The sequence below is a fragment of the Prevotella sp. CAG:255 genome (assembly GCF_000431195.1).
GTDB classification, from domain to species: domain Bacteria; phylum Bacteroidota; class Bacteroidia; order Bacteroidales; family Bacteroidaceae; genus Prevotella; species Prevotella rara.
In genome coordinates, this window is record NZ_HF986852.1 from 4629 (window position 1) to 19615 (window position 14987).

At 49.4% G+C, this 14987-nt stretch carries 11 protein-coding genes and 1 pseudogene; all 12 read left to right on the forward strand.

What is annotated here, in order from left to right:
- Positions 1–800 (forward strand): annotated as a pseudogene (locus QVO66_RS11510) (urocanate hydratase); the annotation flags it as partial.
- A 241-nt stretch (positions 801–1041) separates the two neighbouring features.
- A complete protein-coding gene (gene hutH / locus QVO66_RS11515) occupies positions 1042–2526 on the forward strand; it encodes a histidine ammonia-lyase (RefSeq protein WP_021855640.1) in 1485 nt (494 codons plus the stop codon).
- A gap of 36 nt (positions 2527–2562) precedes the next feature.
- A complete protein-coding gene (gene hutI, locus QVO66_RS11520; RefSeq protein ID WP_021855641.1) occupies positions 2563–3804 on the forward strand; it encodes an imidazolonepropionase in 1242 nt (413 codons plus the stop codon).
- Positions 3805–4387: 583 nt separating this feature from the next.
- Positions 4388–5854, forward strand: coding sequence for a capsule assembly Wzi family protein (locus QVO66_RS11525; RefSeq protein WP_021855642.1), 1467 nt, complete (start codon positions 4388–4390; stop codon positions 5852–5854).
- The gene (locus tag QVO66_RS11530; protein ID WP_021855643.1) at positions 5842–6288 is read left to right on the forward strand and encodes a lipocalin-like domain-containing protein; all 447 of its coding nucleotides are present in this window, start codon (positions 5842–5844) and stop codon (positions 6286–6288) included. Before QVO66_RS11525 ends, QVO66_RS11530 begins: the two co-directional genes overlap by 13 nt.
- Before the next feature lie 632 nt (positions 6289–6920).
- Positions 6921–7259, forward strand: coding sequence for an FtsB family cell division protein (locus tag QVO66_RS11535; RefSeq protein WP_021855644.1), 339 nt, complete (start codon positions 6921–6923; stop codon positions 7257–7259).
- Complete coding sequence (locus QVO66_RS11540; RefSeq protein ID WP_021855645.1) at positions 7243–7671, forward strand: hypothetical protein; 429 nt, start codon at positions 7243–7245, stop codon at positions 7669–7671. Before QVO66_RS11535 ends, QVO66_RS11540 begins: the two co-directional genes overlap by 17 nt.
- Before the next feature lie 90 nt (positions 7672–7761).
- Complete coding sequence (locus QVO66_RS11545; RefSeq protein ID WP_053399242.1) at positions 7762–8568, forward strand: DUF4369 domain-containing protein; 807 nt, start codon at positions 7762–7764, stop codon at positions 8566–8568.
- Positions 8569–8626: 58 nt separating this feature from the next.
- Positions 8627–9964, forward strand: coding sequence for a dihydroorotase (locus tag QVO66_RS11550; protein ID WP_021855647.1), 1338 nt, complete (start codon positions 8627–8629; stop codon positions 9962–9964).
- Between the two features lie 44 nt (positions 9965–10008).
- Positions 10009–11181, forward strand: a complete 1173-nt coding sequence (locus tag QVO66_RS11555; RefSeq protein WP_021855648.1) for a metallophosphoesterase — start codon at positions 10009–10011, stop codon at positions 11179–11181.
- A 75-nt stretch (positions 11182–11256) separates the two neighbouring features.
- On the forward strand, positions 11257–11424 hold the full coding sequence (locus QVO66_RS11560; protein ID WP_288172849.1) for a hypothetical protein: 168 nt from the start codon (positions 11257–11259) through the stop codon (positions 11422–11424).
- Positions 11425–12092: 668 nt separating this feature from the next.
- Positions 12093–14564: a DEAD/DEAH box helicase gene (locus QVO66_RS11565; RefSeq protein WP_021855650.1), complete on the forward strand. Its 2472-nt coding sequence runs from the start codon at positions 12093–12095 to the stop codon at positions 14562–14564.
- The last annotated feature ends 423 nt before the right edge of the window (positions 14565–14987 follow it).

Here is a 14987-nt window from a genome sequence, read left to right on the forward strand (position 1 = left end):
ATTCCCGGCGGCGCTCGGGGCTTGCTGGAGCCGACATCATGGCTGCCGACGGCAAGTTCAGATATCCTTCATACGTTCAGGACATCATGGGTCCGATGTTCTTCGACTACGGCTTCGGTCCGTTCAGATGGGTATGTACATCAGGCAAGCCCGAAGACCTGGCTGTAACCGACCGTCTGGCTGTAGAGGTGCTCGAGGAGATATGCAAGACAGCACCGGAGGAGATACAGCACCAGATGGAAGACAACATCCACTGGATAAAGGAGGCCGGCCGCAACCATCTCGTAGTAGGCTCACAGGCACGTATATTGTATGCCGACGCCGAAGGCCGCGCAAAGATTGCTCTGGCATTCAACGAGGCAATAAAGAAGGGCGAGATAACACGTCCGGTTGTGCTTGGCCGCGACCATCACGACGTATCAGGAACAGACTCTCCGTTCCGTGAGACAAGTAACATATACGACGGTTCGCAGTTCTGTGCCGACATGGCTGTTCAGAACGTTATAGGCGACTCGTTCAGAGGTGCCACATGGGTATCTATCCACAATGGTGGCGGAGTAGGCTGGGGCGAAGTTATCAACGGCGGCTTCGGCATGATGATAGACGGAGGCGAAGACAGCGCACGCCACATACGCGAAATGCTGTTCTGGGACGTAAACAACGGTATTGCACGCCGCAGCTGGGCACGCAACGAAGGCTCTATACACAGTATTGAACGCGAAATGGAACGCACCCCGAACCTGAAGGTTACGATGCCTAACTTCGTGGATGATGAGATAATAGATAACGCAGTGAAGTAAATTCAGTAGTTAAAGTAGTTAGAAGGAGTTAAAGTAGTTAAAGTCAAATGCCTTGAAGTAATTAAGTAAATAATTAAGGACTAAGAAACAATGTCCTGATTATGAAACAAGATTAGGCGTTAGTCAATTATGAATTATAATTTATAATTGTGTGTCCACAAGACATATGACTTTAACTCCTTTAACTACTCTAACTTCTTTAACTCCTAAACACACACATAACTTTAAATTTAAATACACAATGATTCACCAAATATCAGCAGAACATCTCACGATTGAACGTATCGGTGAGATAATAGAAAAAGGTTATAAACTCGAACTTAGTGAAGACGCACGCAAGCGCATCGTACGCTGCCGTGAATATCTCGACAAGAAGATAGAAGAGACAGAGAAGCCTATCTATGGCGTAACAACAGGATTCGGCTCTCTCTGCAACGTGTCTATCGGCAACGACCAGCTTTCGCAGTTGCAGATAAACCTGATGATGTCGCATGCATGCGGCACAGGCGACCGCGTGCCTAACGATATAGTAAAGATAATGCTGCTGCTGAAGATACAGTCGCTGAGCTATGGATACTCAGGCTGCAAGCTTGATACCGTAGAGAGACTTGTTGACTTCTTCAACAACGATGTCTATCCTATTGTTTACATGCAAGGCTCACTTGGCGCATCCGGCGACCTTGTGCCTCTGGCACACCTCTGTCTGCCGCTCGTAGGACTCGGTGACGTAGAGTATAAGGGTAAGGTGATGACAGGAGCAGAGATGCTGAAGGAGAACGGATGGGAGCCGATACAGCTCGGATCTAAAGAAGGTCTGGCACTGCTCAACGGAACACAGAACATGAGTTCGTTTGCCGTATGGGCATTGCTGCAGGGCGAACGCCTGAGCAAATGGGCAGACAAGATTGCTGCCATGTCGCTCGACGCATATTATGGACTGGTGTCTCCTTTCACAGACGCCGTACATCAGGTAAGACCTCACAAGGGTCAGATAGAGACAGCCGCAAACATGAGGCAACTGCTTGAGGGCAGCGAGATAATAGAGAAGCCCAAATCTTATGTTCAGGACCCGTATTCGTTCCGCTGCATTCCGCAGGTTCATGGCGCAGCAAAGGACTCAATGGCATACGTTAAGTCAGTGATCGACACTGAAATCAACTCGGCAACAGACAACCCGACAGTATGTCCAGACGAAGACCTGATTATCTCTGCCGGAAACTTCCACGGAGAGCCTATCGCACTGCCTATGGACTTCCTTGCAATGGCACTGAGCGAACTGGCTAATATATCAGAAAGACGAATCTACAAGCTCGTGTCGGGCACAAGAGACCTGCCAAGCTTCCTCGTTGCAACTCCAGGCGTAAACAGCGGATTTATGATTACACAATACACAGCTGCGTCAATAGTAAGCCTTAACAAGAATCTGTGCTCGCCTGCATCTGTAGACAGCATACCTTCGAGCCAGGGTCAGGAAGACCATGTCAGCATGGGTGCCAACGCTGCAATAAAGCTCTATAAGGTGGTGCTCAACACGGAGCGTGTGCTGGCAATAGAGCTGTTTAATGCTGCTCAGGCTCTTGAGTTCAGACGTCCGCTGAAGTCGTCTCCTGTAATCGAGAAGCTGCATGATGAATACCGCAAGGTAGTGCCGTTCATCGTGAACGACGAAGTGATGTATCCTCACATAAAGAACTCTATTGACTTCCTGAGAGAGCATGCCGAATAAGCATGACGCTAAGGAAAACGTAAAATAATCAAGCCGATGAGACTGCTTGTAAAGAATATAAAGACACTGGCCGGAATAGACCGGCACGGCAAGCTGAGGCTGCAGGGCAGCGAGATGCAGACGCTGGAGCAGATAAACGACGCCTATCTGACTGCCGAAGACGGACTGATAACCGGATTCGGCACGATGGACAGTCTGACGGATGCTGAAGCTGCTGCAGATACCGTTGTCGACGCCGAAGGCGGAACGCTGATGCCGTCATGGTGCGACCCGCATACCCACATAGTGTATGCGGGAAGCCGCGAGGGCGAGTTTGTCGACAAGATAAGAGGCCTGAGCTATGCCGAGATAGCCAAACGCGGCGGAGGCATACTCAACTCAGCCGACCTGCTGCACACCATGACAGAGGACCAACTCTATGAGCAGGCCATGAGGCGTGTACGCGAGGTGATAATGAAGGGTACGGGCTGCGTTGAGATAAAGAGCGGCTACGGCCTTAACACCGAAGACGAGCTGAAGATGCTGCGCGTGATAAAGCGCATAAAGGAGACGGCACCTATAAAGGTGGTGTCTACCTTCCTTGGTGCGCATGCAGTAGGACGCCAGTACACACAGGACGAATATGTACGTCTTGTTGTAGAGGAGATGATACCAGAGGTAGGGCGCGAGCATCTTGCCGACTATGTAGACGTGTTCTGCGACGAAGGCTTCTTTACCCCAGAAGAGACCGACCGCATACTTGAGGCCGGAGCAAAATGGGGAATGCTGCCCAAGATACATGCCGACGAACTGGCATCGTCGGGCGGTGTAGAGATAGGCGTGAAGCGCAATGCCTTGTCTGTAGACCATCTGGAGAGCATGACCGAAGAGGAGATAGAGCTGCTGCGCGGCAGCGGCACTATGCCTACGGTGCTGCCCGGCACGTCGTTCTTCCTTAATCTGCCTTATGCACTGGCACGTAAGATGGTTGACGCCGGACTTGGCGTTGCCGTTGCCAGCGACTATAATCCCGGATCAACTCCATCGGGCGACATGAAGTTTATTGTGTCTCTGGCATGCATCAAGCTGAGACTGCTGCCTGCAGAGGCCATCAATGCCGCCACGATAAACTCGGCTTATGCTATGGGGCTCAGCCGCGACTACGGTTCGATAGCCGTGGGCAAGGTGGCTAACTTCTTTATAACAGAGCCGATACCTTCGATTGACTACATCCCTTATGCCTACACGTCGCCTGTGATACGCCGCGTGTTTGCCCGAGGGCAGGAAATAGGCTTCTGACCACAGGCCGGCAAACAGCCTGCGGAAAGTATTAGATGTTAGTAATAAATATAGCTTTTGCGCAATAGCGGCATAAGGTGTTATGCCGCATTGCGCACTTTTTGTCTTATATGCAGCCATTGTTTGTGGCTGCTTTTATTTTGTCTCTTATTTAGCTTGTGCCGTTTGTGTTGTGTCGGTATATTGCATTTTGTAATGCGCGTGAGCAGAATGTGTCCCGATTATGTTAAGTTGAGTGTGCAAAATGCAAGCATACAAGTGCGTATATTTTAAAAATATTACTATGTTTTTAACAAAAATATTTTTATCTGTCAGGTTTTTTATTGTAATTTTGCGCCCTGAAAATCAAATGTAACTAGATTATTGGTGTCCTTCAAACCATTCCTGCATATCTTGACTTATTGTAACAATAGGACAACTGTGCCATGTCTGGTAAGAACGGGCATGTTAATTGCCTTAATACTTGCGAAAGAAGGCTCATGGATGTTTGCAGGACAACGGTATAACTAGATTTATAATATGTAGCATGCCTTTTAGATAAAGAGCATCAAGGTGTTTAGTTAAAGGTGAAAGATTAATTCTGATGAAATCGCTTAAACTGTTATTATTGCTGAGTATGTTGCCTCTTGCCGCGGCATTTGCCGGAGGCGACACGCTGAGATATAAGCTGGAGACGTCTGCCAATGTGTCTACGGGCGACTATGCCCCTATGTGGTTTACGGCCAACCGCTATGGCCTGTCGGGTGTAGAGCCGTGCAGCGGATATCTCAGAGCGGGTGTAGACTATGCCGGAAAGTTTGGTGCCGACTGGCGTCTGGAGGCAGGACTCGACCTGGCCGGAGCTGTTAATCAGACTTCAGACTTTGTTGTTCAGCAGGCTTTTGTCGATGTGTCATGGCGCAATATAACGCTGAGCATAGGCAGCAAGGAGCGCGAAGCCTTTCCGCTGGACAAGAACATGAGGCTAAGCAGCGGCATGATGGTTGAAGGTCCCGGGGCACGTCCTGTGCCGCAGGTGCGTCTTGAGGTGAAGGAATATCAGAATCTGCCTTACACCAAAGGATGGGTGGCTGCCAAGTTTCATTTCGGCTACGGATGGCTGACAGACGGCGACTGGCGGTCGGATTTTGTAAAGCCAGGCGAGACGTTCACCAGAGGCGTTATATATCACAGCAAGTCAGTCATGCTTAGAGTGGGAAATCCAAAGAAGATACCAGTTACGATGGAAATCGGAATGATCGAAGCGGCGCAGTTTGGCGGAAGCAAGTGGCGCAAGAATGACGACGGAACCACAACGTGTGTGGCAAAGATGCCCGGCGGGATAAAAGAATATCTGAAGGCCATCATACCTATACAGGAGAGCACGCTGCAGAACGTGGAGGGCAACCATGTGGGAAGCTGGAACTTTGCGCTCAACTATACGGCGCCGACATGGAAGCTGAGATGCTATTACGAGCATTATTTCGATGACCACTCGCAGCTAACGTGGCAGTATGGACGCTGGAAAGACGGGCATATAGGCGTGGAACTAACGTTGCCGGAGAATCCCTTTGTGTCAACTCTGCTGTGGGAAGGGCTGTGCACAACCGACCAGACCGGACCGCTGCTTTATGACGGTGTTGGCGGTTCGTTTCATGAGATACAGATGAGCGGCGGCGACAACTACTATAACCACGACTACAACTGGCAACACTGGGGTATGGGAATGGGCCATCCGTTTCTGCCCGGACCAATATATAATGCCGACGGAACCAATATGTTCAGGAGCAACCGCGTAAAGGCCCATCATATAGGCATTGGCGGCAATCCGTCTGACGAGTGGTCGTATCGCCTGCTGCTGTCGTACATGCGCCACTGGGGAACATACAAAGTGCCGCTCGACCGCATGATGCGTCAGGGAAGCACGCTGGCAGAAGTGGCATACAGTCCGCGCAAGGCTTCGGGATGGAACTTCAGACTGGCCTGCGGATACGACAAGGGCAGCTATATAGGCGACAGCATGGGCTGCATGATAACAATAACCAAAATAGGAGTTTTATGGTCAAGATAATAGGATGGATCGTTGCTGCCGTCATGGCTCTGGCTATGTCGGGCTGCGACTTTAAGGAGCCTGTAAACAGCGATATAGAAGGATTCTGGAAACTGGAACGCTTTGAAACGAGGGCTGACGGACGCATGCACGAGTGTACGCGCCTTTATTACAGCATAACGAGATACGTGGTTGAGGTGTCCGAGAAGCAGGGTCCAAACGGCTATGGCACATACATAGGTCGCTTCGGATATGAGGACGGAGAGACAAAGGTGGTGATGAAAGACTTTAAGCAGAGGGCTGCTACGAGCGACAACGGCGTTGACGCTACCGTGGAAGACCTGCTGCCGTTCGGAATCAATTCTACTGAGACAACCTTTGATGTGGTGGTTGCAGACGGCGACAATCTTGTATTGCGCTCTGACTATGCCACGCTGCAGCTCACGCGCTTCTGATTTGTCCTGAAAAAGACGTCACGGTGCAGCAGCATTGTTGATTTATATCTGATGCGTTGTCGTCAGTATTCCCCTTTATGCCAGCCTTTTTATGGCATAATTTTAATGTATGCCGGTCTATGTCCGTCTTTCCGTTTGCCGTATTTATTGTTGCCGCTGAAGATTGCCGTGCGATGTAAATACGCGCTTTTGCTTTCAAATAAACTTAAATACGGCCGTATGCCGCAGTATTGTGTCATTGATGGGTGTCTGTGTCGGTTCAACATGACACCACGCGATACATTTGTTTATTACAATTTAACCCAAATCGGTCATTAGACAGCATATTATTTTATCAATTTTGTGCATTGATGCTTTCAGCCGGTCTTTTTGTTTCTATTGGCGTCTTTTAATCAGATTTTTCTTGACATAGCCCGCTATGACTGCGAAAAATCTAACGAAAATCCGCTCAATATAGAGCAAAAATCCCGACCGAATCCTAATGACTGATTTGGGTTAAAAGACCTTTATTATTTTGTTATATTCCCAACTTGCATTATCTTTGCACAAAAATATGCAGCGTTACGGCGGCTAAAGCCCGTTTATATGTCGTGTGTACTGTTGCCGTTGCGTAACGAAACCGTGTAAATTTAATGAGCAGACGTTTATATCCTATTCTGAATTTTATAAGTCACAACAAATATTGGATTGTGATAATTTTCGGTGTCCTCATTGTCGGGGTCCTCGATGAGAACAGCCTGCTGAAGCATGTGCGCAACAGAATACTCGTGAGCGAGCTGAAGGAGCAGATTGATGCCTACAACATGCAGTATGAGCAGGACGAACAGAAGATAAAGGAACTGAAGCGCAACCCCAAGGCCATCACAAAGATAGCTCGCGAGAACTACTTTATGAAAGCCGACGATGAGGATATATTCGTGCTTAGTGATGACCAAAAACCAGTAACAGATAACGATGAAACAGCTAAATAAACTGCAGACTATTGTTCTGCTTTCGGGTGCGGTGCTCATGGTGGCCGGTGCCGGACTTTATGTCTTTGGCACGATGCTCATGGCTTCGTGGATATTTCTTGTGGGTGCCTTGTGCTTTGCTTCTATGCAGATGATGCAGACCTACAGCGGCAACAACTTCACCATCAGGCGTCTGCGCCGTATCATGGTCACGGGCGACGTGCTGTTTATTCTTTCGGCACTGCTGATGGTCGAAAACTCTTATGGCCTGCTGCTGCCCCTGTTTCTCAAGCTTTCGCCCGACGGATACTTCAATTACGTCACTTATGTTCACAACAACTGGGTGCTCCTGCTCCTCGTTGCTGCCATGCTTGAGATTTATACAACTCACAGAATATCAGGCGAGCTGGCTAAAGAGGCAAAAAAACTCTAAAAGTCAGTGTATTTATTTTAAATTGCATGAAAAATTTTTCTTACATCGATAATACGTTGTAATTTTGTGCTAATATTACAAAACAAGGTTATGGTTAAGACTCTTTTAACTCTTCTGGGGGCTTTTGCCGTGTTTACGTCGTGTGTAAACTCTTACAACATTCAAGGTTCATCTAATGTTCCTACGTTAGACGGCCGCATGCTGTTTCTTAAGGTTTATGAAGGCGACGACCTGAAGAATATCGACTCTTGCGACATAGTTCACGGACAGTTTCATTTTTCGGGGGCGCTCGATTCTACGCGTATAGCAACTCTCTTCATGGACGATGAGAGCCTTATGCCGGTGGTGCTTGAGAGCGGCGAAATACAGATAAAGATAGACAACACGCAGCAGAAGGTGAGCGGAACGCCGCTTAACGACAAGCTGTTTAAGTTTATCGAGAAGTACAACCAGCTGGAGAGTGAGGTAGGCGAACTGGGCCACCTGCAGAGTCAGGCCATAATGGACGGACACGACATCAACGAGGTGAACGCAAAACTGTCGCAGAAGGCTGCACAGATTGTTGAGAAGGAAGACAAGCTCGTAACGTCGTTCATCGTTGAGAACTTCGACAATGTGCTGGGTCCGGGCGTGTTCTTCATGATTACAGCCGGCCACAGATATCCCGAGCTTTCACCCTGGATTGAGGATATAATGAGCAAGGCAACTGACAACTTCAAGAACGATCCTTACGTGCGCGACTATTACCGCAAGGCACAGCAGAACCAGGCTATAATGAACGGTACGGCAATGCCCGACGGAACAGACGACCCGACGCTGGCGCCTCCTACGCCCAACGAACTGGCACAGCCGGGATCAGAAGACTCTCTGAGCGAGGCTGTTGAGGGAGCAGAGTGACAAAGGCGTCAGGCTTAACCGCAAAAAAGGAACATATACAGGGGCTTTAAAAGATATTATGAGATTATTGATAAAAGACGCCACGCTTGTCAACGAGGGAAAGTCGTTCCGTGGCTCGGTTGTCTTGGAGAATGGTTTGATATCAGACATTCTCCAAGACAATTTTATTTCTGGCAGTGAACATTTTGATAAGGTGGTTGATGCTTCGGGGTGCTACGTGCTTCCGGGCGTTATCGACGACCATGTGCATTTTCGTGAGCCTGGCCTTACGGCAAAGGCCGACATAAGTTCTGAGAGTCGTGCTGCGGCCTATGGCGGTGTTACGTCTTATTTCGACATGCCTAACACCGTGCCGCAGACCACCACGCTCGAGGCTCTCGAAGAGAAACGCACATTGGCGGCGGCAAAGAGCCACGTCAACTATTCGTTCTTCTTCGGTGCAACCAATGATAATGTCGACCTGTTCAGCCGGCTCGACGTTCATCGTGTGCCCGGCATAAAGCTGTTTATGGGCTCGTCAACGGGCAACATGCTCGTTGATCGCTGTGAGGCTCTCGAACGCATATTCAGCGAAGCCCGTGTCCCCGTCATGACACATTGTGAGGACACTGGCATAATCAATGCCAACATGGCTGCTGCAAAGACCGCTCACGGCGACGATCCCGACGTGGCTCTGCATCCGCAGATACGCAGCGAGGAGGCTTGCTATAAGTCTACAGAGCTTGCCGTAAGCATGGCGCGCAAGCATGGTGCGCGTCTTCATGTGGCTCATCTTACAACGGCTCGCGAGCTGCAGCTGTTTGAGCCGTGGCACGATGCCATGCCTGATATAACGGTTGAGGCTGTGGTTGCCCATCTGTTTTTCTCTGACGCCGACTATGCCACGCTTGGCACAAGGATAAAGTGCAACCCGGCAGTAAAGACACTTGCCGACCGCGACGCTCTGAGGCGTGCACTCTCCGACGGCCGCATATCAGTAATAGGCACCGACCATGCCCCTCATCAGTGGGCCGACAAGCAGGGCGGATGCGCCCGTGCGGCATCAGGCATGCCCATGATACAGTTCTCGCTCGTGTCCATGCTCGAGCTTGTCGACAGCAATGTGCTGCCTATAGAACGGCTCGTAGAGCTTATGTGCCACAATCCCGCACGCCTTTTTGATGTGCGAGGGCGCGGTTTTCTCCGCAAGGGCTATAAGGCCGATGTCGTTGTTGTGCGCCCCGGCAGTCCGTGGACGGTTACGAAAGACGTCATACAGAGCAAGTGCGGATGGAGCCCTATGGAGGGACATACGTTCAATTGGCGCGTGGTTCACACGTTCTGCAACGGCGTGCATGTCTACGACGACGGACGTTTCCTCGACTCTTGCCGTGGTGAGGAGATAGCCTTCAGATAAGGGGCTGTAGTTGATGTTTAGTTAAAAATTAATCTTCTGAAAAAATGATTGCAAGGATATTCGTGCTTTTGGTGTTGATGATAATCCTGTCTGACATCTACATCGACAGAAGACTGCTGCGCCGTAAGACCAGGTATTTGTGGTGGCAGCGCCTGTTGTGGTGGACTCCGGGTATCATTCTCTTTGTCTATACGCTGGTGCTTACGTTCTCGCGCGATTTTGCGCCTGAGCGCATCGAGTTGCTCAACGTTTATCTGTTTCTTTTCGGTGTGCTGGCCATCCCCAAGTTTATCTTCGCCGTATGCTCGTTGCTCGGCTGGGGACATTGCCGCTATCATCACACAAAGAACAACTGGGGCAACCTTGTCGGACTGCTGCTGGCCATAGGTCAGATATATATCGTGGTCTACGGCAGCACCATAGGCTTCCGGAAGCTAGACATACGCCATGAAGACTTTTATTCTGCCGACCTGCCTCAGGCCTTCGACGGCTATCGCATAGTGCAGTTTAGCGATGCCCATCTCGGCACTTACCGCGGAAAGGACAAGAAGGTGTTTGAGCGTATTGTCGACAGCATCAACGCTCAGAAGGCCGACATGATAGTGTTTACGGGCGATTTGCAGAACATGTCGCCCGAGGAACTTTACGAGTTTATTCCGCTTCTGAGCAGCCTTAGCGCCAAGGACGGCGTTTATTCTGTTCTCGGCAATCACGACTATTCTGACTATATCAAGGCCGACGATGTTGTTAAGGTGGCCAATGAGCGTGAGATTATCAGTCGTGAGCGTGAATTTGGCTGGACGCTATTGCTCAATGAGAACAAGACCGTTAAGCGCGGCAACGACTCGATAATTGTTGCAGGCGTTGAGAACGACGGCCGTGGCGGTGAGCCTAAGCGCACAGACCTTAAGAGGGCGATGGCCGGAGTAGACAGTTCAAGCTTTGTGCTTATGCTTGCTCACGATCCGCGTCTGTGGCGCAAGGAAATCCTGTCCGGCAGCAAGGCGCAGCTTACTTTGAGCGGTCACACTCACGCCATGCAGTTCAGCGTCTTCGGCATGTCGCCGGCCAGACTGATGTATAGAGAGTGGGGCGGTCTGTATCATGAAGGCAACCGTGCCATCAACGTGTCTGTAGGCACAGGCGGCTTCATCCCCTTCCGCTTCGGAGCAAGCCACGAGATATCGGTTATTACGCTGCACAGGAAGGGGGCTTAAGTGAAGAGCTGGCGGAAAGCGCAAATAAAAATGAAAAATTAAAAGTGAAAAACGCCTGACGGAAGTGATGACATCGTGATAAGGTCGTGGAAGGGCGAGGAGCCAGAGATAAAGCAGGTGCATCTGACAAAGGGCATGAGCAGTCTCGTGCCTGCCTGCGTTGCCGACATGGACGTTGTGCCGAACAACGAAGACCGCGTGTCGAAGCTGCTTGAGGTGTATATTGATAATAAGAACTACTGAAAAAACATGCGCTAATATTATTGGTAGTTAAAGTAGTTAAAGAAGTTATCGCTCACTAAGGTGAGCTAGGAGTTAGAGTCATATGCATTGTTGATTCTTATCGCAAGCACTACGTTGCTATTGTGCCGGCTGATTTGTAATCGGCCGGAAGTGAATATAAAGATTTGCAATCTGATTACTTTCATAATCACTACGTTTGGTAATGTGCCGGCGGATCTGCGCTCCGCCGGAATTGAATATAAGGATCTATGATCCGCTAAAAATACCGCTGCCTTATGAAGTGAGTAATGAAAAATCTAATGCTAAGTTTGCATTAAAAGTATGAGGTGATGTCAAATAGGAAGTAATCGGATCATAGATCCTTATACTCAATTCCGGCCGATTGCAAATCAGCCGGAACATTAGCCTTGCTGGTCCTTGTCGCAAGCACTGCGGTGATGCTAAATAGGAAGTAATCGGATTAAAAAATTAGCTGTGCTGACCTTCGGTTCTTATATTCAATTCCGGCCGATTTTTCGCTGCGCTCAACAACTCGTGCAAATCAGCCGGAACATTAGCCTTGTTGGTCATTGTCGCAAGCACTATGTGAAGTCATGATAATAATCTACAACGCATTTGACTCTAACTCCTGTAACTCCTTTAACTTCTAACAACCACTTCCATAATCTGTGGCTTACTTACGCGACTATCAGACGGACATAATGGCTCGCATCATTGACGAATGGCAAAGATGCAAGAGCGTGATGGTGCAGATGCCTACAGGCACCGGCAAGACGAGAGTATTGGCTGCACTCGTGAATGAAGAACTAAACACTAAAAACGAAACGACAGGACGGACGCGTAGCGTGTGGATTGTTGCGCACAGACGGGAACTGGTGGAACAAATTAAGGAAACGGTAGAACAATTCATAATTCATAATTCACAATTCATAATTAATAATTGGGTTGGACGGAACGATGTTTCACAATTAGCTAACGCTGAACTACGTTTCATAAGGCATAATTGGGGTAAACCGAACAATGTTTCACAATTAGACTGTGACAAACGTTGTTCAACGCCTATAAATAAGCACAAGGCAAATCATAATTTTCCATTATCAATTATCAATTCTCAATTGTCTTACGCCAGTAAGATCCACGTGTTGTCGATACAATGGCTGGCGAGACACTGGGAGGACGTGAAGGACGAGATGCCGAGCCTGATAGTGATAGACGAAGCTCACCATGCGCTGGCTGACACTTACGCCGAACTGTGGCGAAGATACCCGGAGGCTAAGAAGCTGGGAATGACGGCCACGCCATGCAGAATGAACGGCAAGGGATTTACGGATCTGTTTGACAAGCTGATATCGGGATGGAGCATTGCGGAGTTTGTAAGACGCGGATATCTGTCGGTGTTCGACTATGTGTCGATAAGACGTGAGAGCGAGGAACAGAGACTGATAAACGAACTGAAGAGACGGGGCACCGACGGCGACTACCAGATAAAGGAGATGAACGAGAAGCTGAACAGGCAGACGAGCATCGAAAGGCTGTATGACGCCATGAAGCGCTATGCCGACGGCAAAAAGGGCATAGTGTACGCCATAAGCATTGAACACGCCAGAAACATTGCGGAATACTACAGCAGACGGGGCGTGAAGGCAGTGGCGATAGACAGCAGGACGCCGCGGGTGACACGTAAAGCCTTAGTGGACGACTTTAAGGCGGGAAGGATAAAGGTGATGGTGAACGTTGACGTGTTCAGCGAGGGCTTCGACTGTCCTGACGTGGAGTTTGTGCAGATGGGCCGCCCTACCCTGTCGCTGGCAAAATATCTGCAGCAGGTGGGCCGCGGACTGAGAATGAGCAAGGGCAAGGATGCGTGCATGCTGATAGACAACGTGGGGCTGTATCGTGTGTTCGGACTGCCGACAAGGGAACGCGACTGGCAGGCTATGTTTGAAGGCAGGATGACGGGAAAGGCAGAGACGGAAAGGCGTGGCAGGCAACTGGCTGCGACGGCACGGACAGCTGACGAAGAGGCTATAGGAAAGGACGAAATGGAAGTGGTGATGAACCACGAAAGGCTGCTGACATATATAGAGAAAGCCAAAGACGGAGACGAGACGGAGGCTAAGGCACTGACGGCATACAAGGACAAACGGAGCGGAACATGGGGCCTGAAACGCGGCAGGAAGATAACGGCGAAGACGCAATATGCGAAGGTGTTTGACATAAAGGACAACATGGCTGCCGTGAGATTCGGCGACATGCGCGTTGGCGTGGTTGACGGCGAGGGTAATGTGATGATGAGAATAGACAGATACAGCGGCATGAGGTTTGTGAAGAACGACTTTGTTGAGGTGAAAGACAACGGATGCAAGACATTTTATATTGACATAAGGACAAACAGACTGTACAGGGAGAAGCCGGAGGTGATGGTATTCGGAAGCGTGGAGATGCTGAAGATGGGCAGAACGCTATACAGCAGGACTAAGGATGTGTATGTGAACGCTCAAGGCATAGGACGCGGCGAACTGGCATGGCGCGGCTTTTATCTGGAAATACCTGACAGCAACGTGCCGGAGGCGTGCCGCAAGGCAGCGCTGACGCTTAGCACGGGCTACGAGACATCGGCATGCGTGATTGAAGGTGACGAGGAAAGGGCATACTGGTGTTGCGGCAGACTGGCTGACGGAAGTATTATTGCGGCTGACAATGACGGACGCTTCTATCACATGGCAAAAGGCATGACGCCTGAACAGATAGACGGAAAGGACGACATGGAAGCCCAGCTAAGGAGACTGAAGACGGAAGCCTGCGCAAGGGCTGCGGAAAAGAGACTGAGAAAGGAACAAGAGGAACAGGAACAAAGGCAGAAAAAACTGGAAAGGATAACCGACGCACAACCATTTAAGAGCGGAACGAAATGGGGACTGAAGTCGGGCGACAGAGTCGTAGTGCCGCCGAAATACAGAATGATAATGCCGCCGATAGGCAAGCTCTGTGCCTTTGAGGACAGTCCGAGACAATGGGGCGTAATGGAAGTTGACGGAAAGGTGGTGGAAAAGGCCAGATATATGAAAGTGGCAATAGACGAAAACGGCATCATGAAACTGACCGTGATACCGGGGAAGGTGATTACAAGGAGGAAGTGAAAGCCCCACCAAACCTCCCCCGTGGGGAGGCTTTTGTTTCTCGGTAGTTAAAGGAGTTAAAGTCATATGCTTTGTGGATTCTTATCCTGACCTCATAAGCACTACGTTCGCTAATGTGCCGGCTGATTTGCAATCGGCCGGAATTAAATATAAGGATCTATGATCCGATTACTTCCTATTTCTTGTAGTAAAATATTGAATTGACTAACGTCGAACTTCCTTTGTCATTATTCACTTTCATAATATAGCGGTACTTTTAGCGGATCTCATAAGACAGCGGTATTTTTTAGCGGATCAAAGATCCTTATATTATATTCCGGCAGATTGCAAATCAGCCGGAACATTACCAAACGTAGTGCGTGCGCTTCGTCGATTATTGTCAATTGTATTACATTGAAAAGAATCAACAAGGCATATGACTCT

Coding starts and splice junctions, on each gene's coding strand:
- hutH (WP_021855640.1), top strand. CDS start 1,042: ATGATTCACCAAATATCAGCAGAACATCTCACGATTGAACGTATCGGT.
- QVO66_RS11545 (WP_053399242.1), top strand. CDS start 7,762: ATGGTTAAGACTCTTTTAACTCTTCTGGGGGCTTTTGCCGTGTTTACG.
- QVO66_RS11540 (WP_021855645.1), top strand. CDS start 7,243: ATGAAACAGCTAAATAAACTGCAGACTATTGTTCTGCTTTCGGGTGCG.
- QVO66_RS11525 (WP_021855642.1), top strand. CDS start 4,388: ATGAAATCGCTTAAACTGTTATTATTGCTGAGTATGTTGCCTCTTGCC.
- QVO66_RS11530 (WP_021855643.1), top strand. CDS start 5,842: ATGGTCAAGATAATAGGATGGATCGTTGCTGCCGTCATGGCTCTGGCT.
- QVO66_RS11555 (WP_021855648.1), top strand. CDS start 10,009: ATGATTGCAAGGATATTCGTGCTTTTGGTGTTGATGATAATCCTGTCT.
- QVO66_RS11535 (WP_021855644.1), top strand. CDS start 6,921: ATGAGCAGACGTTTATATCCTATTCTGAATTTTATAAGTCACAACAAA.
- QVO66_RS11550 (WP_021855647.1), top strand. CDS start 8,627: ATGAGATTATTGATAAAAGACGCCACGCTTGTCAACGAGGGAAAGTCG.
- hutI (WP_021855641.1), top strand. CDS start 2,563: ATGAGACTGCTTGTAAAGAATATAAAGACACTGGCCGGAATAGACCGG.